This window comes from Bradyrhizobium oligotrophicum (assembly GCF_051168495.1).
Taxonomy (GTDB): domain Bacteria; phylum Pseudomonadota; class Alphaproteobacteria; order Rhizobiales; family Xanthobacteraceae; genus Bradyrhizobium; species Bradyrhizobium oligotrophicum_A.
This window is the reverse complement of sequence record NZ_JBNPVB010000034.1, coordinates 1-22,715: the sequence shown is the minus strand read 5'-3', so window position 1 is coordinate 22,715 and position 22,715 is coordinate 1. Positions and strand designations below refer to the sequence as shown.

The following is a 22,715-nucleotide window of genomic DNA, read 5'->3' as shown; positions in this document are numbered from 1 at the left end:
TGACGCGCTCTCCCAATCCAATGCAGTCAAGCTCAGGCGAATTTGTGAAACAGCGATCCCCACTCGCTGACGCCCCTGATATCGACGCCGGCCAGCTTCAGGGATTTCCATACCACGGTGGCGATGGTGTCGAGAATGGGAATGCCGGTCTCCAGCTCGAGCCGCGCAACCAGAGGCGCGGCCCGCATGTTGGTGCAGACCACCGCGATCGCATCCGGCTTCTCGCGCGCGACCTCGCGGATCATGGTCTCGATCTCGGCCGGCGTCACCTCCGCGAAGGAGAAATTATCCTGCAGATTGAGGTGCCGGTCGCCGCGGCAGGCGATGCCGAGTTTTTCATAATTGGCGATGATGCGCGCCTGCACGTCGTCGCGATAGGGGGTGACGAGGCCGAGCGAGGTCGCCTTCGCGGCCGCCAGGATCTCGTTCAGCGCCAGCATCGAGGTGGTCGCGGGGATCCCGGTCGCCGCGGTGATCTGCTCGCAGAGGCGCACATCAGCCTCGAAGCCGAGCCAGCCGGAGGACGTGCCGTTCCAGCCGATGACGTCGACCTTGGCATGCGCCAGCAATTCCGCCGCGCGCAGGATGTTGCTGATGTCGAACTGCGCCAGCGCATCGCTCGACAGCGCGATCTCGGTGACCTTGAAGCGCGAGAAATGCGCCGACACGTTCGGCAGGCCGGCCACCATTGCGGACGTGATCGGCTCCAGCGCGGTGTTGGACGAGGGCGTGAGCATGCCGAGAAGGGTGCGTTTGGTCATGGGTGATTATGCCCTCTTTGCATGACTAGAGCCGGCGTGACTAACGGCAATTCCACAGCAGCAGCAGCGGGCGAGCCGCGCATTGATGCGCCCTCTCCCCTTGTGGGAGAGGGCATGCAGGCGCGTGCAGCGAACTCGCTCGGGTGAGGGGTCTGCCTCGACGAATGAGATCGCGGAGAGAGACCCCTCACCCGGTTTCTCACTGCGTGAGAAACCACCCTCTCCCACAAGGGGAGAGGGTGCACCGCCGTCGTCGAGACAGCGTGCGCCGCCAATGGACTCGCGCTTCGGCTCGACCATGCTTGTCCATGACGAAGCTCTTCAAGATCAAGCAAGCCGCGCCTCATGCAGGAGCCCTCTCCTGCGCCGCCTTTTCCCCGCGCAGCAGCGCCAGGATGTGGCGCTTCAGCGCGTTGAACTGCGGGCTCGTGATGTCCCGCGGCCGCGGCAGATTGATCGGGATGATCTCGACGATCCGCCCCGGGCGCGCGCTCATGACCGCGACATGCGTGCCCAAGGTCAGCGCCTCGTCGATGCCGTGGGTGACGAACACGATCGTGCCCTGGTGCTGCTGCCAGATGCGCACCAGCTCGGTCTGCATGTCCATGCGGGTCTGCTCGTCGAGCGCGCCGAACGGCTCGTCCATCAGGATGACCTGCGGGTTCATCAAGAGCGCCCGCGCAATGCCGACGCGCTGGTTCATGCCGCCGGACAGCTCGGACGGATAGTGATTCTCGAAACCGGTGAGGCCGACCATGTCGATATAGACCTGCGCCCGCGCACGGCGCTCGGCCTTCTGGCCGCCGCCGAGCAGCAGATGGAAGGCGACGTTCTCCCACACCGGCAGCCACGGCATCAGATTGGCGTGCTGGAACACGACGCCGCGGTCGGCGCCGGGCGCCGTCACCGGCCGGCCGTCGACCGTGACGTGGCCTGTGCTCGGCTGCTCGAAGCCGGCGATCATGTTGAGCAGGGTCGACTTGCCGCAGCCGGACGGGCCGAGCAGGCAGACGAACTCGTTGCGCGCGATGGAGAGGCTGACGTCGGCGAGCGCCGTCACCTCGGCATTACGCTTCCTGTCGGTGAAGACCTTGGAAAGATCAGCAATCTCGATCGTGGCCATGCTCACTCCCCGCCGCCCAAGGTGGTGTTGCGCTGCCAGTGTAGCACGCGCGCCATCACGAGGCGGATGGCGAGGTCGCTGCCGAAGCCGAGCAGTCCGATGCTCGCCATCGCCGCCAGCACCAGATCGTAGCGCAGGAAGTAGTAGCTGTCCCACAGCACGTAGCCGAGCCCGCTCTTCACCGCAACCATCTCGGCGGTCACGGTCAGCATCCAGGCCGAGCCGATGCCGATGCGAAGCCCCGCGAAGATGCTCGGCATTGCCGCCGGCACCACGATGTAGCGCAGCAGCTTGCGCTCGCTGCCGCCGACCATGGCGCCGGCGCGGATGAGATTACGGTCGCAGGTCTTCACGCCATGGATGGTGTTGAGCAGGATCGGGAAGAAGGCGCCTAAGAACACCAGGAAGATCGCCGGCTTGTTGGCGATGCCGAACCAGATGATGGCGAGCGGAATCCACGACACCGGCGGGATCGGGCGCAGCATCTGCAAGGTCGGCTCGATAATGATCTCGATCTTGCGCGACCAGCCGATGGCGACGCCGAGCGCGACGCCCAGTATCGTGGCGATGGCAAAGCCCGCCGCGACGCGCGACAGGCTGGCCAGCATGTCGGCGAGCCAATGCGCGCTGTAGGTCTGGGTGTTGCCGTCGGTGCCGACCAGCCAGTCGGCCCACGCCCACAGCACGGTCGACGGCGCCGGCAGCAGCGCCGCCGGCAGCGTGCCGGAGCGCGAGAAGATTTCCCAGCCGGCGAGCACGAGCACCGGGACGATAGTGCGATCGAGCTTGCGGAGCTGGAGCAGTGCGGAGGTCATGGGATAGCCATCACGTGTTCAAACATCATCGACTGATCGTTCGCGTCGTCCTGAAACTGCTCGTTCCACCGCATAAGAAGTAACCGCGAGCGAGCTGCGCGTGACCGCGCCCTCTCCCCTTGTGGGAGAGGGCATGCAGGGCTGCGCAGCGAACTCGGTTGGGTGAGGGGTCTGTCTCGGCAGGCGAGATCGCGGAGAGAGACCCCTCACCCGGTTTCTCACTCCGTGAGAAACCACCCTCTCCCGCAAGGGGAGAGGGTGCACTGCCCGTGCGGCTCGATCTCGCCTCATCGGTCGCATTCACCGCCTCATCAGTACCCCAGCTCACTCTTCGGCTTGCCCGTGGCGGCTTCCAGGAAGCGGTAGTCGAGATTCTTCTCGACGGCCGCGGTGACGTCCGAGTTGATGTATTTCAGATCGCGCATCATGGTGGCGATCGCGAGCGCCGAGGCGCGGTACATCTTCGGATCGGGATCGAGGTTCTCGACCGCGCCTGTCGCGATCGCCTTGTCGAGGCCGGTGATCTTGGAGATCACCTCGATCAGCGCCGGCTTGTCGGCGGCGATGTGGGCGTCGACCTTCACCACCGCGCGCACCACGCCCTCCAGCGCCTTCGGGTTCGACGTGATGACGTCGGAGCGGGTCAGGATCAGGTTGGTCAGCTTGCCGGCGGCCTGGTCATAGGGGAAGCCGAAGAATTTTGCCGCCTTGGCCTGCATGATCTGGGTGGCGAACGGCTCGACGGTGCAGATCAGCTCGACCTCGCCGCGGCGCAGCGCCTGCAGATGGTCCGACGGGTTGGGAATGTTGATGAACTGAACGTCCTTGTTGATGTCGATGCCCTGCTTGGCGAAGGCGCCGCGCATGTGGATGTCCTGCGCGTTGCCGCGCGAGGCGGCGACGCGGAACGGCTTGCCGTCGGCCTTGTATTTCGCGATCAGCGCCTTCAGCGCGCCCCAGTCGCCCTGCGCCACGTCCAGATCGTTGGCGAGCAGCAGCGCCGAGCCGCCATTGACCTGGCCGGAGATGGCGACGACGTCGAAACCTTTGTCGAGCGCGATGGCGTAGTGCAGATAGGTCACCTGGGCGACGTCGATGTTCTTCGACACCAGCGCGGTCAGCGCATCCGTGCCGGTGTTGAAGCTGACGGCATCGATCGCGACGCCCTCCGCGAATTGCGGCGTCAGCGACATCGGGGTGCAATGCGCACATTTGGCGTAGCCGAGTTTGATCTTCGGCGCGTCCTCGGCAAAGCTCCGGGCGGGGAGCGCCAGCACGAGCAGGGCAAGAAGGGGGAGCAGAAAGCGTTTCACGTCGATCTCCAAGGCAGGTCGGTTCATGGCTTTGGCCTCCCATCAGCAAGTCACATGCCAATTGGATGCGATATGCAATGTTGATTTTTTATAATAAAATCAATATCTAGATCTGGATTGAAATTCGATGATCTGCCTCATCCGCGGGCGGCGCGCCCGAATCTCGGGCAATGCACAGCGAGGCCTCCGTGGCTGACATGACCACCCCGGCACCACGGCCCAGACTGAAGACGCGCTTCAAGCCGGCGCGGCTGAAGCTGTCGTCCGACCAGTCCAAGCGGCCGCTGGAGCGGCTGTCGCTGCACGATCAGCTGGTCGCCAAGGTGCGGGAGATGATCGTCGACGGCGAACTCGCCGCCGGCGCTGCCCTGCCGGAGCGCATGCTGTGCGAGACCTTCGGCGTGTCGCGCACGCCGCTGCGCGAGGCCTTCAAGATCCTCGCCGCCGAAGGCCTGATCGCGCTGCGCCCGCATCGCACGCCGGTGGTGACGCCGATCGACGCAAGCGAGATCGCCGAGATCTTCGACGTGATGGTCGCGCTCGACGCTGCCGCCGGCCGCGCCGCCGCCGCGCGCGCAACGACGGACGACATCGCCAGGCTCGATGCGATGCATGCCGAGCTGGTGACGCTGCATCAGGCGGCCGAGCGCGCCGCCTACTTCCGCCTGAACCAGCAGATCCATACCGAGATCACGACGCTCGCCGGCAACGCCGTGCTGCTCAACATGTGGAGCACCCTGCATGCCAGCGTGTTCCGGGCGCGCGCGGTGGCCAATTACGACGCGCGCCGCTGGGACGAGTCGCTTCGGGAGCATGAGGCGTTCATGGCCCTGCTCCGCGCCCGCGACGCCGGCGGCTTCGCGCAGGCGCTCAGTGAACACACCCGCAAGACCGGCGATTCGGTGCTGCAGATGCTGGAGCAGACCCAGCAGGATCAGGGGCCCGGCGCATAGACTTTGTTCACGTCGAACCGGTCATGCTGGCGCCGCGACAGATGAAAGCCCCACGCGTCGGACCCGATCATGATCCTGCAATCGCTCGCCGGCCTGCCGGCTTTCCTGGTTTATTTCTGCACCGCGCTGTTCGCGGTGACGGCGTACCTTTTCATCTATACGCGCGTCACGCCCTACAATGAATTCCAGCTGATCCGCGACAATCATCCGTCCGCCGCGATCTCGCTCGGTCTCAGCCTGCTCGGCTTCACGCTGCCGCTGGTCAGCGCCATCGCCCATTCCGCCAACGTGCTGGACTGCCTGATCTGGGCGCTGGTCGCGCTGATCGTCCAGGTGGTCGTCTATTATCTCGTCCGCATTCCCGTGCCCGACCTCGCCCAGCGCATCGTCGCCGGCGAAATGGCCTCCGCGATCTGGCTCGGGCTTGCCTCCCTCTCCGCCGGCGCGCTCAACGCCGCCTCGATGATCATCTGACCATGGCCGAGCAACGTCGCGAATTCGGCAAGCGCAGGCCGATGCCCCCGCCTCCGGCGACACCGCCGGTGAAGCGCTCCGGCCACGTCGCGCTGCTGCTGATGGGCACGCTCGCCGTCGGCGGCACGGCCTATGCGCTGATGCCGCGCCAGCAGAACTGCCCGCAGCCAGGCGCTGATGGGCCTGCGATGGCCGGCCAGCCTCAGCCCGGCGACTGCACGACCCATCGGTCGAGCAGCAGCAGCAGTGGCGGCGGCAGCGGCTCCGGCCGCTGGGGCTTCTCCAGCAGCGACAGCGATTCCCGAAGCAGCAGCTCGAGCCATGTCGCCGACGCATCGTCCGCCCACGTCTCGCGCGGCGGCTTCGGTGGCTTCGGGCACGGTTTCGGCTTCGGTGGCGGCGGCTGATTTCCGTCGCCGGATCGCCGCGAAACCACCGTCTTTGTGTTGTTTGTTCGGATTCGGATCTTTGACACAGACTGACAAACATAAAAAACTGGCCTGCCGACTGATCGGGATCGATCCGATGAAACGTCCGCGCCGTGTGGTGCTGACGACGATTGAGACTGCCGCCATCGCAGCGGTCTCGATGGGTTTTTCGAGCAAACGATCGTGCGGCCCCGGGCGCGAAGCTGCGCCCGGACCGCGCGGGCGAGTTCATTGCCGGGCCGTTCATGGCGGCTTTGGTCATGCCGTGCACCGCTTCCACGGGCACGGCATGCATGGTCATATCGGCGGCTAACCCAGATGCAGCGCATCCCCTGCCTCGAGCGCGACGACTGGCGGGAGACGGCGACGCAATGCGGATTCGACTTCTACGAACTGGACGGAGAGCGCTACTGGGATGAACGCGCCTACTACGCGTTCACGATCGCCGAGATCGAGCTCGGCATCGAGGAGCCGACCGGCGACATCGAGCAGATGTGTCTCGAACTCGTCGCACGTGTCATCGCCGACGAGACGCTGCTACGCCGGCTGAAGATCCCGGAAGCGTTCTGGCCGTTGCTGGCGGAAAGCTGGAAGCGCAGCGATGCCAGCCTCTATGGACGGTTCGACCTCAGCTTTCAGGGCTTTCGGGACGGCGGCCGCACGCCCGCAAAACTGCTCGAATACAACGCCGACACGCCGACCTCGATCTTCGAGGCGGCCGTGTTCCAATGGACCTGGCTGGAGCAGGCGATCGAGCGGCGCATTATCCCGGGACGTGCGGATCAGTACAACTCGATCCATGAACGGCTGATCAAGCGCTGGCGTGAACTCTGCAAGGGGCGCCCGCTGCACCTGACCGGAATGACCGGCGAGGCCGAGGATGCCGCGACCCTGGCCTATCTGGCCGATACCGCCGCGCAGGCCGGTTTGCAGACCACCGCCCTCGACATCGCCGACATCGGCTGGCGCGAGGCCGGCGGCGGCTTCGTCGATCTCGATGGCACCGACATCGCGCTCGCCTTCAAGCTCTATCCCTGGGAGTGGATGTTCCGCGATGCCTTTGGCGCCAAGCTCGCGAGCGCGCCGACGCAGTGGGTCGAGCCGCCCTGGAAATCGATCCTGTCCAACAAGGGCATCCTGCCGCTGCTCTGGCAGATGTTCGAAGGCCATCCGAACCTGCTGCCCGCTTTTTTCGAGGACGATCCCAAAGCGGCGAGCCTCGGCCCGAGCTTCGTGCGCAAACCGATCTATTCGCGCGAGGGCGCCAATGTCAGCGTGGTCTCGGACGGCATCGCCGTGTCGGCACAGGACGGTCCTTACGGCGCCGAAGGCTTCATCCGCCAGGCCCTGGCGCCACTGCCGGACTTCGGCGGCGTGTTCCCGGTGATCGGCAGCTGGCTGGTCGCCCACGACCCCTGCGGCCTGTCGATCCGGGAGGATTCGACACCGATCACCGGCAACCGGTCGCGCTTTCTGCCGCATGCGATCCTGTAAGTTGTTGACCAACCGGCTCGAAAACGCCTCGACACCCCGTCGAAGATGGTTAGATAGAGCGCAGGGACGGAGGTCCCGACGCAGCGGCGACGCACCGGCGGATATGAGGCATGGCGACGGACAATTCCCAGCTCGAAGGCTTGCGCATCCTCGTCGCCGAAGACGAAGGACTGATCGCGTTGGAACTCGAGACGGTGCTGCAGGGGTTCGGCTGCGACGTGATCGGCCCGGTGTCGCGCGTGGCCGAGGTGTTGCGCGAGGCCGAACGCGGCGCGCTCGATGGCGCGCTGCTCGACGTCAATCTGCGCGGCGAACAGATCTTCGCGATCCTGCAGCAACTGATCGCGCTCGGCCTGAAGATCGTCATCACCTCCGGCTATGACGATGCGACCCTGTTCCCGCCGGAGTTCCGCAGCCTGCCGCGGCTCGCCAAGCCATTCGACGAGCGCGCGCTGCGCGCGATGTGCGAAGCGACGTTCCTGCGGAGATCGACGAGCTAGGGCGCGGGCTCATAGGCACGTAGACGTCAGCTCGCGGAGGCTACGCTCTCGCGATGGCTGGACGCGGCGAATATGCCGACGGCACCCATCACCCCCACGTCCACGACCTCCGCGATCACTGCCGTGCGTTCGGCCAGTTCGGGAACTTTGGCCAAATAGGCCAGGTAATGCTGCGAGGCCCGATGCGCTTCGACCGCCGTGACATCCCGGTAAAGTTCATCGAGGACGTAACGATGATCGTTCGAACTGTCGCGCCAGACATCCCAACGCAGGTTGCCGGGCTCTGCCCGGCAATGCGGCGCCATGCCGACGAGCAGCTCTCTGAGCTCGACGCTCTTGCCCGGATGGGCAACCAGAATGGCAGTGATCTTTGACGGCATCGTCATCCACCAGTTCCTTCAAAGTGACCGCGGCCTTCAGGCCGTCCAGGCGATGCAGGCTTTCTATTTTCTGAGTGCTGCCAGCAACTCATGAGCCAGCGGGCCGGCCGAGGCTGGATTCTGGCCCGTGATGAGGCGTCCATCGACGACGACGTGAGGCTGCCAGTTCGCCACCGACGTATATTCGGCGCCCTCTGCTCGCAGGGCATCTTCGAGCTCGTAAGGAACATCTTCGCGCGCGTAGTCGTACTCTTCCTTCTTGGAGAACGACGTCAGCTTCTTGCCCTGCACGAACGGCTTGCCGTCGCCAAGGTCGACGCCGAGAAGTGCGCACGGGCCGTGACAAACGGCAGTCACGAACTTTCCCGTAGTCCAGGCGCGCACGACTGCATTCTTAACGATAGGGTTACGCTGGATGTCGACCATCGGTCCAAGACCGCCCGGCACGAGGATGGCATCATAATCCGCAGCATCCAATTCAGCCAATTTGCGGCTGCGATTCAGGCGGCGAAAGGCTTTGCTTTCCAGAAAGGCTTTCTCCGCAGGATCTTTCTCGTCGTAGGCGTCATACGGCGTCCATCCGCCCCTGAGAGAAGCGAACTCAACGGCGATGCCTGCCTTGTCGAGAACATCGAACGGATGCGCGACCTCGGCGAAAAAGAAGCCTGTCTTACGATTGTGCGGACCGATCACCGCCGCGTTGCTGACGATGAACAGGACGTGTTGAGTCATGATATCCCCTTTGGTGTTGCGACGGCGCTAAACCCTGACCTCGGTCCCATCGCGGTTGACGTGGCGTTGCGCAGAGGCTCAAGCAACCTATGGCGCGCGCTGACGAAGTGACGCTCGTGTTTCGAATAGCCCTTCGTACAGCGGGCCAGTGACTTCAGTCTGCTTCCGAAGCTACGCCATCGATGAAGGCCGCAACTTCCCGCGGGTGGGAGAGCATCGCGGCATGGCTGCTCGCTAGCTCGGCAAGCTTCGCTTTTGCGCGCGACGCCATGAAGCGCTGGGTGCTGGGCGGCACCATGTGATCCTGCGTCGTCAGCATGTAGTGAACGGGCTTGTCCTTCCATGCTGCGACGGTGATCTTGTGATCGACCGCTTGAAGTCCCCAAGGAACCTGTGCTGCGGCCATGAAGGCCGTGATGGAGGGATCGACATCCTGAGCAAACGCGCTCGAAAACTTCACCGGATCGACCAGAAGAAAGCCGCCGCTCGGCGGCAACAACGGTGCCGCCGCCTCGCCCGGAGTGGGACGCGCCGCGAGCTCATGAACGGATTCCCCGACCGCTGGCGCGAACGCAGCAATATAGACGAGCTTGCGAACCTTTGCATCGCTTCCCGCTTCGGTGATGACGGCCCCGCCATACGAGTGGCCGACGAGAACGACCGGCTTTCTCGCCTTGCGTATGACCTCCCGGGTTGCCTCGACATCACCGTCGAGCGTTGCAGTCGAGTTCTGGACGACCAGAACCTCATAACCATCTCGGGTCAGAATGTCGTAGACAGCTTTCCAGCCCGAGCCGTCGACAAAGGCGCCGTGTACGAGAACGATCGAGAGCGGCTTGCTCTCCTGCGTCTGCGCGGAGGACGGAAGGCTGGCTGCCATGGCGAGAAGCGCTCCCAAGATCATGTGTTTCATTGCAATATCCCTATCGGACGGATGAAACGCTCCGAGGCTTTTGATCGACACATCTGGCGAGCGTACTTTGGCTGGGGGCGCACGCCAGTTAAATCAGGTAAAAATTCGCCGTTCCTGGAATGCCCCGATCGGAGCTGAAGGACGTCAGATCCTGCGACAAAGTGCGCGTTGCGAGCGTGCTGTTTTGGAAGCGCTTCAGCAGGCTTACGACCCGTGATATTTTAGAGCCGGTGATGAATGCAGAGACACGGCAAGGTTGCAATATCGAGAGGAACTCACGTTTCCTTCGGGAAATGCCACTTATTTCCGCAGTCACGGCCGTTAGAAATAGTAAAATAGCGTGGCATTGGCTGCCGGCTTCTCTTTTCCAAAACCCTGAATGCGGCCCACCGCGAGGCCATGCAGGGGAGGCTGTCGGTTTGCCAAATTGCCCTTCGTGCCTTTCCAGAGGCAAACCATGAAGGACTATTCATTGGAGAGGGCCACGCGCTCCTTCGCATTTGGCCCGTTCGTTCTATTTCCGGAGCGACAGCTGCTGCTCAAGGGAGAGCAGCCCGTTCGTATTGGCGGTCGTGCGCTCGACCTCTTGACCGCACTCATCGAGCGCCCCGGCGAGGTGGTCAGCAAGGCGGAGCTGATCGCGCGCGCTTGGCCGGACCTCTCCGTCGACGAGAGCAATCTCAAGGTCAACATGGCGTCGGTCAGGCGCGCACTCGGCGAAGCGGCGGGTGCGGCCGAGTATATCGCCACCGTTGCGCGACGCGGCTATCGTTTCGTGGGGTCCGTCCAAGCGAGCGGGCCGACAACCCAAATAGTGAGCCCTGCGCCGGCAGCCGCGCCAGGTCTCGATTTGCCAAGCGAGATGACGCGGATCTTGGGGCGGGCGAACGAGATCGAGGCAGTTCTGCGCGACTTGGAGGCATCGCGCGTGGTCTCGATCGTGGGCGCGGGCGGCATCGGCAAGACGACGCTGGCCGTCACCGCAGCCCATGCACTGGCGCGAACGCTGGCCGATGGAGCCACGTTCATCGACCTCGGCACCATCGGCGACGCGCAGTTCATTCCCGCGGTGATCACGGCCGGCCTTGGCATCGGCCTGACCGGCGGCGATCCATTGACAGCCGTCGTTGGCGCCTTGAGGACACAACAAAAGTTGCTCGTGTTCGACAATTGCGAGCACATGCTTCCGGACGTGGCGGCGACCGTGGACCGGCTCGCACGGCACCTTACCCACGCGCGAATCCTCACCACGAGCCGTGAACCGCTGCGGATACGCGATGAGCTCGTACATCGTCTCAGCGGCTTGAAATGCGATCCCCGCGACCGCCCCACTGTCGACGAGGCACGAACTTATCCTGCAATCGATCTGTTCGCGATGCGGGCATCCGAACGCGCCGGATACATGCTCACCGATTCCGATGCGCCGGCCGTGGTTCAGATCTGCCGGCGCCTCGATGGCAACGCGCTCGCCATCGAGCTTGCCGCAACCCAGACTTCGGCCTTCGCTCCGGAGCGGATCCTGCAGATGCTCGATGACAGTCTCCGGCTGCTCACGCTCGGGCCTCCGGGAGCCCCCGCGAGACAGCAGTCCCTCATCGCGACGCTCGACTGGAGTTACAGCCTCCTGTCCGCCGACCAGGCTGCCGTGCTGCGGGCCATCTCCGTGTTTGCCGGCGCCTTCAACATAGACGGGGCGGGAGCCGTATCCGGACGCAGCCCTGCCGAACTGGTGGACCTGCTGGCGCAGCTGGTCGCGAAGTCTCTGCTGGCGATGGACGCAAGCGGGCAAGTTGTCAGCTACCGCCTGTTGGAGACCACGCGCGGCTATTGCGTCGAGCGCCTTCGTGCCACCCGAGAGGATCAAGCGGTGCGCCGGCGCCATGCCGAGCATATTTGCGCGGTGCTCGAGCAGGCCGGTGCTGAGTGGTCGCGGCGCCCAGCTCGCGAATGGGCCACCGCCTATGGCCACGTCGTCGACGACCTGCGCGCTGCGCTCGCATGGAGTGGCCGGCACGTGTCAAACCGGGCGCTGAGGATACGCCTGACTGTCGCGGGGCTCCTTCTCTGGAATCATTTCTCTCTCATTGAAGAATGCCATGGCCATGTGGCACGCGCGGTCGACGAGCTCGAGGCCGAGGGCCTGCTGGGCACGGCCTTCGAGATGAAATTCAAACTCTGGCTTGGCGCCTCGACCATGATCACGAGAGGCCTGAAGCCGGAGGCGCTGGAAGCATTGCGACGGGCATGGGAGATCGCCAACGAAATTGGGGATACCGACTATCGCCATCGAAGCCTGATGCTGATCGCAGCGTTCGAGCTTTTCACGGCCCAATACGGCGCGGGAATGCGAACGATCGAAACCTTCGCCTCGGTGGCCACGGCAGACGATCCCTCCATTCTTCCGGAGGGGGAAGTGCATTTGGGCATCGCCGAGCTCTTTCTTGGCCGACTGCCGGACGCTCTGCGACGTCTTCAAGCCCTTCAGCAACGCGACGTTCGATATTTCAACGGCTCCTACAGCGTGCGGTACTTGGCGGATATCGTCGTTCTCATGGAATGCGCGCTGTCGCAGGTGCAGTGGCTGACCGGTTCCCCGGATGCTGCTGCGCGAACGGCGATGAGCGCGTACGAGCGCGCGCGCCCGGCCCACCATCACCTGTCGCTCAACAACGCCCTCACCTATTCGTGCCCGATCTTCTATTGGAGCGGGCTCTACGAGCAGTGCGGCAAGACCGTCGATTTGTTGTCGGAACATGTCGCACGGCAGGGCCTGATCACCCGACGTCCGATTGCGGACTTCTATCGTGCAGCGCTGGCCTATTCGCAAGGCGGACCTTCAGACGAAGCGATCGATGGCCTCGAACGTGCCATCGAGGAGTTCAAGAAAGCCAATTACCTTGCCCGGTTGCCGTACTACCAAAGTGTCCTTGCCGATGCGCTCCTTCATCGCGGACGGCTTGGCGAGGCCGAAGCGACAATCAAGGCCGCGCTCGATCTTGCCCACGCGATGAGCGAAGGCTGGTGCATCCCGGAAATCAGGCGCATCCAGGCTGCCATCCTTGTTGCCCGGGGTCGGCGCGATGACGCAGAGGCACTGCTCCTCGAAGCGATCAGGTTCGCCCGCAAGATCGGCGCGTTGTCCTGGCAGCTGCGCGCAGCGGTCGATCTTGCGACCCACCTGCGGGACCAGGCTCGAATTGGCGAGGCGCGTAAGATGCTGCGTGGTGTCTATGGCGCGTTCCACGAGGGGTTTGCAACACGCGACCTCGTCATCGCCGCCGACCTCCTCGCCGGTCTTGAAGGAGTGCCGGCGACGAAGAGGCAGGCGTAACGCGAGAGAGACCACTGGAAAACGGCCTCATAGGCCGGTGCATGCCGCTTGCCCAAAGCGAATTCCTGCGAGGCCTGCTTTCGCGCCGCTATCCGGCGCAGGCCGACATCAGAAAGCGTCCTCGATCAATGAGGCCACGCCTAGTCCGGCTGCACGGCCGACGCCGGCACATGCTCGGGTGTCGTCTCGGCCGTCAGTGCAAAGGTCAGCGTGCAGCGGATCCCCTCCGGGTCGAACGCGAGCACAGCGTCGCCGTCGAGGTCGAAGCGGACGACGCGATCGATCAGCGTGGTGCCGAAACCGCGCGATCTGCCGCCTTCGACGATTGGTCCGCCCCGCTCCAGCCAGACGAGCTGCAGCCGGCTTTGGTCATCGCAGCGTTGCCAGGAGATCGTGACCCGGCCGAACGGCGCCGACAGCGCGCCATATTTCGAGGCGTTGGTCGCGAGTTCGTGCAGCACCATGGATAGCGGCAGCACCAGCCGCGCCTCCAGCAGCACCGGCGGTCCCTCGATCGCGATCCGGCCTTCCCCGACGCCATAGGGCGCCAGCACGGTGGTGAGCAGCTCGTTGAAGCCGATGCCGATCCAGCGCGTCTGGGTCAGGATGTCGTGCGCGATCGACACTGCCTGGATGCGGCCGGAGAACGCCTTGTTGAAGGCCGGCAGCGAGGGCGAGGTGCGCAGCGTCTGCCCCGCCACGGATTGCACGATGGCCAGGATGTTCTTGACCCGGTGGTTGAGCTCCGCGACCAGCATGGTCTGCTGCTCTTCGGCGCGCTTGCGCTCGGTGATGTCGGTTAAGGTGACGATCGATCCGACCGCCTCCTTGTCGTCATTGACCAGCGGCCCGCCGGACAGCAGGAACGAGCGGCCGGACATGCGTTCGTTGCGCAAGGCGACTTCGAGGCCGTGAAACGGCTTGGTGGCCAGCGCCTGATCGAGGCTCTCGCGCGAGAAGCGCGTCAGGGTGCCCTGCTGGCTGGCCGACTGGGCGTCGAGCGCAAACGCTTCCGAGAACAATTGCCCGACCGGCGATCGTTCGGCGAGTTGCTCGGCCACCCAGCTCGCATGTGTGATGCGGCCATCGAGGGCCAGCACGACGACCGCATCGGTGGCCTGCTCCAGGATCGAGCGCGCGAACCGCTCGGCATGGGCGACCTCCTCGGCGCGGCGCTGGATCGACATGTCGGTCAGGGTGACGAGGGTGGCCACCACGCCCCCCATCGCCATCTGCCGCATCCACACCGAGACCGGCAGATCGCCGCCGTCGATGCGGCACAGTTGCGCGTCGCTCGCCGCGTCATCGGCACGCTGATGTGGCACCGGTCCGGCAAACAGCGAAGCGAAGCTGCGTCCGACCAGATCTTGCGCGCCGAGTCCCGTCAGCGCGCAGAGCCTGGAATTGACGTACACGATGCAGCCGTCGGCATCGAGCGTCAGCGCGCCGTCGCTCATGCGTTCGACGAGAACGTGATACGGCGCATCCGCGCCCTGCAGCATGATGACCTGGGGTCCGCTCGGACCCTGCACCACCACAGCATCGACATTGCCGCGATGAATGGCCTCTACCGTCTCCTCAGCCTCGTTCCGAGGCCGTCCGGCCTGCATCGCGTCGGTTGATGCCACGCGCGTCCTCCGTTCAGCTCGGTGCGATGTCCAGACCGACCAGCACCTTCTCGGCGTTGGACAGGTCGCCGATGATTCGCTTGAGCGGCTCGGGCAACTGACGGATCAGGGTCGGGATGGCGACGATCTGATCGCGCTGCGCGAGGGCCGGATCCTTCATCAGATCGATCACCTCGATCGTGTAGCGGCCCGGCAGATGCGTCTCGCAGAGCTTCTTGAGGTTGGCGAGGGCCGCCAACGACTTCGGCGTCTGGCCCGCGACATAGAGCCGGAGATTGTAGCCATCCTGTTCAATCGAAGAGGCTGTCATTTGCTGGATCTCAACGGTTTGGCTGCGGGGTTCGGCCTGTGCCTGGAGGAGCGGCTCTCGACCTGCGCGACGCGCGCCGCCGAACGCTGGTCCTCGCGGGCAGCGCCTTCCAGATTAATGAGCGCCATCTCGCTCTCCTCGGTGGCCAGTTGGGCCTTGAGCATCTCGATCTGCGCCGCGAGATCGCGGCGGCGGCGCTCGACCTCGCGCGTGCGGCGCTCGATGTCCTGCCCGCGCAAGAGGCTGTCTGCGCGGTCCCTCGCCTCCTGCGCCACCCGCGCCGATCCGGTGAGCACGCCGTCAGGACCGACATAGACTTCGCGCAACGCGATGCCGTCGGCGCTCATGAGGAATTCGCGGACCTGGTTGGAATGCGCCATGCCGCGCGACTTCAGCAGATAGAGCTGGCGATTGTGCTCGCCATTGCTCTCGCGATTGTAGAGCAGCAGCCAGGTGTCGGTGAGCGAGGAGATCTGCATCTCCGTGGTCGCGGTGTCGGCGCTGCCGGCGCCGAGATTGGTGAATAGCGCCGTCACGCCGCGCGCCTTGAGGAAGTCGATGAGCCGCAACGTCATCGAATGCACGTCGCCGGCAATGCCGGCGCCCATCAGCGCCGAGATCGGATCGACAACGACGGCTGCAGGATCGAATTCCTTGACCTCGCGATGCATCGCGGCGAGATGCGTCTCCAGCCCATAGAGATTGGGCCGCCGCGCCGAGAACCGCAGCAGGCCGCAATCGACCCATTGCTGCAGGTTCAGACCGACCGACTTCATGTTCCGGACGATCTGCTGCGGCGATTCCTCCAAGGCGAAATAGATGCAGCGCTGTCCCGATTGGCAGATCGAATTGGCGAAATGCGCCGACACCGTCGACTTGCCCGATCCGGCCATGCCGGAGATCAGGATGCTCGACCCCTTGTAGTAGCCGTTGCCTTCGAGCATGTCGTCGAGATCGGCGATGCCGGTCGACACCCGCTCCGTCCACGCGTCGTGCGACAGGCCCGACGACGTGATCGGCATCACGGTGATGCCTTCCTGGTCGATGATGAAGGGATATTCGTTGGTACCGTGCGCCGTGCCGCGATATTTCACGACACGCAACCGGCGCGTCGAGAGCTGGTCGTGGACGCGGTTGTCGAGCAGGATCACGCAGTCCGCGACATATTCTTCCAGACCGTAACGGGTGAGCGTGCCGTCGCCGCGCTCGCCGGTGATGATCGCGGTGACGCCCTTGCTCTTCAGCCATTCGAACAGCCGGCGCAGCTCGGATCGCAGCACGGCCTGGTTGTCGAGACCGCCGAACAGCGTCTCGATCGTATCGATGACGACGCGCTTGGCGCCGATGGCGTCGATCGCGAAGCCGATGCGGATGAACAGGCCGTCGAGATCATATTCGCCTGCTTCCTCGATCTCGTTGCGGTCGAGATGGATGTGGTCGACGACGATCTTCTTCTGCTCGATCAGCTTCTCGATGTCGTAGCGCAGCGAGCCGACATTCTTGATCAGGTCCTCGGGCTGTTCCTCGAAGGCGATGAACACGCCCGGCTCGTCATAGGCGACCGCGCCGTTATAGAGGAAGGTCATGGCGAACAGCGTCTTGCCGCAGCCCGCCGCGCCGCAGAGAAGCGTCGGCCGTCCCTGCGGCAGGCCGCCGAAGGTGACCTCGTCGAGGCCGTCGATGCCGGTCGCCGCTTTCGCGATGACCGGAAGATCCCGCGTCACGATCCGAGGACGCACACCCGTTTTCATCCAACCCCCCGCCATCCGTCCAACATGCTTCAGCCCACACCAAGGCGTGAGTTGACGCGTCAGGCCGCGAAAAGTTCCAGCGGGGGGACGATATTTGTTTCGGGACGGCGGCTACGGGCGTCCGGTGACGCCCGTGCGGGAAGGACTAGGGATCAGGCAGCCGGGGTCAATCGGGCCGGTTCGCAACGTGAACGGTCGAATCGCGACCGATCGCGTCGCGAGTCCGACGCGGGGGTCAGCGCGCTGCGACCACCTTGAGCCCTGGCAGCAGAGCGGCTCCGCCGCGCGGGCTCCGGACCGGATTGATCTGGTAGAGACCGCGGCGCTCCGGATTTGGCCTGAACGCATCGGTGATGCCGACCACCGACTCGGCCGCGCCGAGCAGCAGGGTGCCGTCGGGCTCCAGCATCTTGGCCATCCGTTCGAAGATCGCGGCCTTGGTCTCCTGATCGAAATAGATCAGCACGTTGCGGCAGAAGATCACGTCAAACTTGCCGAGATGCGAGAAGTCCTGCAGCAGATTGAGCTGGCGATGCTGGACCATGCCGCGGATATCGGCGCTGAGCTGCCAGAGCTCACCGAGCTGGGTGAAGTATTTCACGAGCAGCTGAATCGGCAGTCCGCGCTGGACCTCGAACTGGCTGTAGAGTCCGGCCTTCGACTTTTCGAGCACCTCCTGCGAGAGGTCGGTCGCGACGATCTCGATTCGCCAGCCGCTCAGGGCCGCGCCATATTCGCGCAGGCACATCGCGATCGAATACGGCTCCTGGCCGGTCGAGCAGGCGGCCGACCAGATGCGCAGCGACCGCCGGCTGGCCCGCGACTGGACCAGGCCCGGAAGAATGCTTTCGCGCAGATGATCGAACGGAATCTTGTCGCGGAAGAAGAACGTCTCATTGGTGGTCATGGCCTCGACCACCTGAGCCGTGAGTTGCTCGCCTCCGCTCTTCATCTTCTGCACCAGTTCGGGAATGCCCGGGAGATTGGCGCGACGGGCCAGCGGCAGCAGCCGGCTTTCGACCAGGTACTGCTTGTCGGCCGACAGATCGAGGCCTGAACGATCCTTCAGGACCTTACGCAGGAACTCATAGTCCAGGGGTGTCACGAACGGTCTCCTGCAAACAGACGGACCAGCTTCGGCGCAATCTGATTCAAGGGAAGGATGGCGGCGCAGATTCCGGCATTGGCGGCCGCACCGGGCATGCCCCAGACCACGCTGGTCGCCTCGTCCTGCGCGATCACGCTGCCGCCGGCAGCCACGATGTCCTTGCCGCCGCGCATGCCGTCGGAGCCCATGCCGGTCAGAATGACCGCCAGCGTCGCGCCCTGCCAGATGTCCACGGCGGACGTGAACAGAGGGTCCACGGCCGGTTTGCAGAAATTGACCGGCGGACCATTGTCGAGCGCGATCACGGCGTCGACGCCGTGCCGCGCGACGCGCATGTGGCGTCCGCCCGGCGCGAGATAGATCTGGCCGGGCTTGATGACCTCGCCGTCGACCGCCTCATGGGCCGGCCTGCGGCTCGAACGCGCCAGATGCTCGGCCAGAATGGTGGTGAAGGTCGGCGGCATGTGCTGCGTGATCAGCACCGGGAAACGGTCGATGACCGCGCCGAGTTCGGCGACGACCGACATCAACGCCTGCGGACCACCCGTGGATGAGCCGATCAGAAGCACCTTCGGCATCTGCGTGCTGAACGCCCGGCGCGCGATCTGAGCGGGCACGGCGGGCATTGCCGGCGCCGTGGCGGGACGCAGTGCCGGCGCGGACCGCGGGTCGACATGTGGCGCTGCCGGAGCATGCGGCGCGGGAGCCGCGCGCCGCGCCTTGGCCCCGAGAGTGCGGATCTTCTGAATCAGGTCGTAGTGAAAATTGTCGGCAGCCGACGCCTCGCGCGTGCTCTCGGGCTTCGGAATGTAGTCGGCCGCACCGAGCGACAGCGCCTTGAAGCTGATCTCCGCGTTGCGGCGGGTCAGTGTCGAGGCCATGATGACGGCAAGGTTCTTCTTCTTGGCGAGCAGCCTCGGCAACGCTGCGATGCCGTCGAGCTCGGGCATCTCGATGTCGAGCACGGCGACATCGGGGTTGACGCGATCGAGCTGGTTGACGGCTTCCAGGCCTGTGCGCAGCGACGCCGCCACCACCATGTCGGGCTCGGAGCTGATCCAACGCGAGATCATGCCGCGGATGACGACGGAATCGTCCACGACCATCACCCGGAGAGGTTCCTGTCTGGTCGAACTAGGGATCGAAGAACTGGCCAACGCGAAGCTCATAGTTCACCAACAGGACAGAGGCACGGAACGACTGCAAGCCCGGAGGACCACGGACCGTTGAGCCGAAGGACAATCAGATCAAGCCAACTTCCTGGAATTTGGCTGTCACGATGTCCTTGTCGAACGGCTTCATGATGTACTCGTTGGCACCCGCGTGCAGCGCGCGCGCGATGTGCGCGACGTCGTTCTCGGTGGTGCAGAACACGACCTTCGGCGCGTCGCCGCCAGGCATGCGCCTGAGATTGCCGAGGAATTCGTAGCCGTCCATGACGGGCATGTTCCAGTCGAGCAGAACCGCATCGGGCAGGCTGCGCTTGCAGATCTCAAGCGCCTGCTCGCCGTCCTCCGCCTCGACAATCTGGAAATCCAAACCTTCCAGGATACGCCGCGCCACTTTTCGAATGACGCTCGAATCGTCAACCACCAGACACGTTCTCATATCAGCCTCTCGGAGTCAGGGTCCAATCCGATCGCGCGGTCTCGCGCGGCCGGGCTCACGCTGCGGCCTCAGGCCGCCATCTTGTCGGCAGCCAATTCGAGCACGCGATCGACATCGAGAATGACCATCAGCTGGCCATCGAGGCGATGCACGCCGCCGGCGAGCTTCGCCATCCGCGGATCGAGGTTGACGGGGTTTTCCTCCCGGCTCTCCTCGGGCAGCCGCAGCACTTCGCCGATCTGGTCGATCAGGAGGCCGTAGGATTCGCCGCGCAGATCGACGCCGACCGCCATCGGCGGCTTGCCGTCGTCGGCCCGGGCGAGGCCGAGCCGCGCCCGCATGTCGACAACGGTCACGATGCGTCCGCGCAGGTTCAACACGCCGGCAATCTCGGCCGACGACAACGGCACCCGCGTCACCCGCTCCGGCATGAACACGTCCTGCACCCGCGAGATCGGCAGGCCGAACAGCTGGCCGCCGATCATGGCAGTGACGTATTCGACGGCGGCGCCGTCAGTGGTTTCGATCTTGCTGCTGCTCATCGCACGCTACTCCTGCCCCTTGCTGTCACGCGGCCCGCCGGTTGGCTTCGGCGCGCGCCCGTTCCTCGATCTGTTCCTTCAGCGCCGCGATCAGGCCGGGCCGGTCGAACTTGGCGATGTAGTCGTAGAGCCCGGCCTGGCGGCCGCGCTCGATCGCCGCCGGCGACACCAGCGACGACACCGCGATGACCGGCGTCTGGTTCAGATTCTGATCGGCGCGGATCGCTTCGGCGAACTCGAAGCCGTTCATCTCCGGCATCTCGATGTCGGTGACGACGATGTCGAAGCTGTGCCCCGAGCGCAGCGTCGCGAGGCCCTCGATCGCCGATGCCGCCGTGCGCACCTTGTAGCCGGCCGACTTCAGCACCGGCGCCAGCATGTTGCGGAAGAACGGGGAGTCGTCGACCAGCAGCACCGACTGCGTCTGCGCCTCGGTGGCCATCTCCTTGCGGATGAACCAGTCCGCGAACGCCATCGGCAGGAAGTGGCCGACGTCGATCACCTCGGTGGCCTGGCTCTTGATCACCGCCGAGCCGAGGATGCCATCCCTGGCGCCCGAGACCTGGATGTGGAGCCGCTCCTCGACGATGTCGATGATCTCGTCGACCACGAGGCCCATCGCGCGGGTCTCGTCGGCGAACACCAGGATCGGCTGCGAGCCCGATGTCTGCACCGACACGCCTTCCATCTGCACCAGCGGCATCAGCTGGTCGCGGTACTGCACCATGTAGCGGCCGTTGGAGATCTCGATCTTGTCGGCCGCGATCTCCTCGAGCCGCGTGACCAGCGCCAGCGGGACCGCCTTGGGCTGCGCCGTGCCGGCGCGGAACACCAGGAGCGAGGTCAGCTGCTCGCCGCCGATCGCGTGATGCGCGGCATGCTCGTCGGACACCGCCTGCGAGGCCGAGCCGGCGGCGCCGAGCGCCTTGGCGATGCCGTTCGGATCGATGATCATGATGACCGCGCCGTCGCCCAGGATGGTGTTGCCCGAGAACATGTCGATGTGACGCAGCTTGGTCGACATCGGCTTGACCACGATTTCCTCGGTGTGGAACACGCAATCCACCACGATGCCGAAGGTCTGGCTGCCGACCTGCGTCACCACGATGAAGCCGTTCTCCGGATCGGTCGACGAGCCGTCGTCGATCTTCAGGAGCTTCTTCAGGTGCATCAGCGGCAACAGCTTGTTGCGCAGCCGCAGCACCGCGGTGTCCTTGATGCGCTCGATGCGGTGCTCGGAATTGGCGCGCGCCCGCACCAGCTCGACGACGGCGAGCTGCGGGATCGCGAAGCGGTCGCCGCCGGCTTCGACGATCAGCGCCGAGACGATGGCCAGCGTCAGCGGGATCTTGATGGTGACCGAGGTGCCCTCGCCGACCACCGACTTGATGTCGATGGTGCCGCCGATCTGGTCGATGTTGGTGCGCACCACGTCCATGCCGACGCCGCGGCCGGAGACCGAGGTGACGGCGGCGGCCGTCGAGAAGCCCGGCTCGAAGATGAACTTGTGGATCTGCGCTTCCGTCATCTTCTCGAGCTCGGCCTCGGTGACGAGACCGTTCGCGACCGCCTTGGCCTTGATGCGCTCGGTGTTGAGGCCGCGGCCGTTGTCGGCGATGCAGATGATGATGTGGCCGCCTTCATGATAGGCCGACAGCCGGATGGTGCCCTGCTCGGCCTTGCCGCTGGCGGCGCGCTCGGCCATCGTCTCCAGGCCGTGATCGGCGGAGTTGCGCACCATGTGGGTGAGCGGGTCCTTGATCAGGTCGAGCACCTGGCGGTCGAGCTCGGTGTCGGCGCCGTGCATCTCGAGCTCGATCTGCTTGCCGAGTTCGGTCGCGAGGTCGCGGACGATGCGCGGCAGCTTCTGCCAGGCATTGCCGATCGGCTGCATGCGCGTCTTCATGACGCCTTCCTGCAGCTCGGCGGTGACGTTGGAGAGCCGCTGCAGCGGCACCTTGAACTCGGTGTCCTCGTTGCGGCGGGCGATCTCGAGCAGCTGGTTGCGGGTCAGCACCAGTTCGGAGACCATCGTCATCAGATGTTCGAGCGTGTCGACGTTGACGCGGATCGACTGGTTGGCGACCTTGTCGCTCTCCTGCACTTCGCCATCGGCATTGGCCTTGGCGCGTGCCGCCTTCTTCGGCGCTTCCGCCTTGGCCTCAGCCTTGGCTTCCACCTTGGCCGGCTCGGCCTTCGCGACCGGTGCCGGTGCGGGCGGCGGCGCGGCCGCCTCGTGCGCGGCCGGCATCTCGATCGGAGTCTCGCGGAAGGCGCGCTCCAGTTCGTCGAGCGACACTTCGCCGGGGCGCAGCGGCCGTTCCAGCGTCTGGTCGATCAGGCTGCCCTGCGTCATGGGCTTGGCCGGCGCCGCAGCCGGTGCGGCCGCTTCTGGCGCTGCGGCGGGTGCGGGCGCCGCCGCCCCTGCTGCCATCGCCGCCATGCCGCGCTCGACCATCGCCTCGAGCTCGCTGATGAGGTCGCGGTCCTCGCCTTCGGGCTCGGCCTCGTTGGCCTCGAGCTGGCCCAGGATGTCCTTGATGCGGTCGAT

At 64.9% G+C, this 22,715-nt stretch carries 22 protein-coding genes; 7 read left to right on the top strand and 15 right to left on the bottom strand.

Annotated elements, in window-relative coordinates:
• Nucleotides 1–32: 32 nt before the first annotated feature.
• The 4 genes from ACQR1B_RS34840 to ACQR1B_RS34825 form a co-directional block, all read right to left on the bottom strand.
• Entirely contained in the window at nucleotides 33–761 is a 729-nt protein-coding gene (locus ACQR1B_RS34840) for a maleate cis-trans isomerase family protein (RefSeq protein WP_434837478.1), read from the bottom strand.
• A 343-nt stretch (nucleotides 762–1,104) separates the two neighbouring features.
• A complete protein-coding gene (locus ACQR1B_RS34835; protein ID WP_434837477.1) occupies nucleotides 1,105–1,884 on the bottom strand; it encodes an ABC transporter ATP-binding protein in 780 nt (259 codons plus the stop codon).
• 2 nt (nucleotides 1,885–1,886) lie between these two features.
• On the bottom strand, nucleotides 1,887–2,699 hold the full coding sequence (locus ACQR1B_RS34830) for an ABC transporter permease (protein WP_434837476.1): 813 nt from the start codon (nucleotides 2,697–2,699) through the stop codon (nucleotides 1,887–1,889).
• Between the two features lie 311 nt (nucleotides 2,700–3,010).
• Nucleotides 3,011–4,018 (bottom strand): ABC transporter substrate-binding protein, encoded by a 1,008-nt coding sequence (locus ACQR1B_RS34825; RefSeq protein ID WP_434837487.1) that lies wholly within the window; start codon nucleotides 4,016–4,018, stop codon nucleotides 3,011–3,013.
• A 191-nt stretch (nucleotides 4,019–4,209) separates the two neighbouring features.
• On the opposite strand from ACQR1B_RS34825, the gene ACQR1B_RS34820 reads away from it, so the two are divergent.
• The 6 genes from ACQR1B_RS34820 to ACQR1B_RS34795 all read left to right on the top strand — a co-directional run bounded on the left by ACQR1B_RS34820 (nucleotide 4,210) and on the right by ACQR1B_RS34795 (nucleotide 7,861).
• Nucleotides 4,210–4,965, top strand: coding sequence for a GntR family transcriptional regulator (locus ACQR1B_RS34820; RefSeq protein ID WP_434837486.1), 756 nt, complete (start codon nucleotides 4,210–4,212; stop codon nucleotides 4,963–4,965).
• Nucleotides 4,966–5,034: 69 nt separating this feature from the next.
• Nucleotides 5,035–5,439 (top strand): DUF350 domain-containing protein, encoded by a 405-nt coding sequence (locus ACQR1B_RS34815; RefSeq protein ID WP_434837475.1) that lies wholly within the window; start codon nucleotides 5,035–5,037, stop codon nucleotides 5,437–5,439.
• Between the two features lie 2 nt (nucleotides 5,440–5,441).
• Complete coding sequence (locus tag ACQR1B_RS34810; RefSeq protein ID WP_434837474.1) at nucleotides 5,442–5,846, top strand: hypothetical protein; 405 nt, start codon at nucleotides 5,442–5,444, stop codon at nucleotides 5,844–5,846.
• 61 nt (nucleotides 5,847–5,907) lie between these two features.
• On the top strand, nucleotides 5,908–6,180 hold the full coding sequence (locus ACQR1B_RS34805) for a hypothetical protein (protein WP_434837473.1): 273 nt from the start codon (nucleotides 5,908–5,910) through the stop codon (nucleotides 6,178–6,180).
• A gap of 5 nt (nucleotides 6,181–6,185) precedes the next feature.
• A complete protein-coding gene (locus ACQR1B_RS34800; protein ID WP_434837472.1) occupies nucleotides 6,186–7,361 on the top strand; it encodes a glutathionylspermidine synthase family protein in 1,176 nt (391 codons plus the stop codon).
• 110 nt (nucleotides 7,362–7,471) lie between these two features.
• Complete coding sequence (locus ACQR1B_RS34795) at nucleotides 7,472–7,861, top strand: response regulator (protein ID WP_434837471.1); 390 nt, start codon at nucleotides 7,472–7,474, stop codon at nucleotides 7,859–7,861.
• Between the two features lie 26 nt (nucleotides 7,862–7,887).
• On the opposite strand, the gene ACQR1B_RS34790 is transcribed toward ACQR1B_RS34795, so the two are convergent.
• From ACQR1B_RS34790 to ACQR1B_RS34780, 3 genes are all read right to left on the bottom strand, one after another.
• Nucleotides 7,888–8,247 carry a putative quinol monooxygenase gene (locus tag ACQR1B_RS34790; protein ID WP_434837470.1) on the bottom strand — a complete coding sequence of 120 codons (360 nt, stop codon included), beginning with the start codon at nucleotides 8,245–8,247 and terminating at the stop codon, nucleotides 7,888–7,890.
• A gap of 57 nt (nucleotides 8,248–8,304) precedes the next feature.
• Complete coding sequence (locus ACQR1B_RS34785) at nucleotides 8,305–8,973, bottom strand: type 1 glutamine amidotransferase domain-containing protein (RefSeq protein ID WP_434837469.1); 669 nt, start codon at nucleotides 8,971–8,973, stop codon at nucleotides 8,305–8,307.
• Between the two features lie 154 nt (nucleotides 8,974–9,127).
• Nucleotides 9,128–9,886, bottom strand: a complete 759-nt coding sequence (locus ACQR1B_RS34780) for an alpha/beta fold hydrolase (RefSeq protein WP_434837468.1) — start codon at nucleotides 9,884–9,886, stop codon at nucleotides 9,128–9,130.
• A gap of 457 nt (nucleotides 9,887–10,343) precedes the next feature.
• On the opposite strand from ACQR1B_RS34780, the gene ACQR1B_RS34775 reads away from it, so the two are divergent.
• The gene (locus ACQR1B_RS34775) at nucleotides 10,344–13,217 is read left to right on the top strand and encodes an ATP-binding protein (protein ID WP_434837467.1); all 2,874 of its coding nucleotides are present in this window, start codon (nucleotides 10,344–10,346) and stop codon (nucleotides 13,215–13,217) included.
• A 140-nt stretch (nucleotides 13,218–13,357) separates the two neighbouring features.
• On the opposite strand, the gene ACQR1B_RS34770 is transcribed toward ACQR1B_RS34775, so the two are convergent.
• The 8 genes from ACQR1B_RS34770 to ACQR1B_RS34735 all read right to left on the bottom strand — a co-directional run.
• Nucleotides 13,358–14,845, bottom strand: coding sequence for an HWE histidine kinase domain-containing protein (locus ACQR1B_RS34770; protein ID WP_434837466.1), 1,488 nt, complete (start codon nucleotides 14,843–14,845; stop codon nucleotides 13,358–13,360).
• Nucleotides 14,846–14,858: 13 nt separating this feature from the next.
• Nucleotides 14,859–15,155, bottom strand: a complete 297-nt coding sequence (locus tag ACQR1B_RS34765) for a circadian clock KaiB family protein (protein ID WP_434837465.1) — start codon at nucleotides 15,153–15,155, stop codon at nucleotides 14,859–14,861.
• Complete coding sequence (gene kaiC, locus ACQR1B_RS34760) at nucleotides 15,152–16,906, bottom strand: circadian clock protein KaiC (protein ID WP_434837464.1); 1,755 nt, start codon at nucleotides 16,904–16,906, stop codon at nucleotides 15,152–15,154. Before kaiC ends, ACQR1B_RS34765 begins: the two co-directional genes overlap by 4 nt.
• A gap of 235 nt (nucleotides 16,907–17,141) precedes the next feature.
• The gene (locus ACQR1B_RS34755) at nucleotides 17,142–18,011 is read right to left on the bottom strand and encodes a CheR family methyltransferase (RefSeq protein WP_434837463.1); all 870 of its coding nucleotides are present in this window, start codon (nucleotides 18,009–18,011) and stop codon (nucleotides 17,142–17,144) included.
• Entirely contained in the window at nucleotides 18,008–19,183 is a 1,176-nt protein-coding gene (locus ACQR1B_RS34750) for a protein-glutamate methylesterase/protein-glutamine glutaminase (RefSeq protein WP_434837462.1), read from the bottom strand. Before ACQR1B_RS34750 ends, ACQR1B_RS34755 begins: the two co-directional genes overlap by 4 nt.
• Before the next feature lie 73 nt (nucleotides 19,184–19,256).
• The gene (locus ACQR1B_RS34745; protein WP_434837461.1) at nucleotides 19,257–19,622 is read right to left on the bottom strand and encodes a response regulator; all 366 of its coding nucleotides are present in this window, start codon (nucleotides 19,620–19,622) and stop codon (nucleotides 19,257–19,259) included.
• A gap of 68 nt (nucleotides 19,623–19,690) precedes the next feature.
• Nucleotides 19,691–20,164, bottom strand: coding sequence for a chemotaxis protein CheW (locus ACQR1B_RS34740; RefSeq protein ID WP_434874995.1), 474 nt, complete (start codon nucleotides 20,162–20,164; stop codon nucleotides 19,691–19,693).
• Between the two features lie 25 nt (nucleotides 20,165–20,189).
• The coding region (locus ACQR1B_RS34735; RefSeq protein WP_434875150.1) for a hybrid sensor histidine kinase/response regulator at nucleotides 20,190–22,715 on the bottom strand (2,526 nt) is incomplete at its 5' end.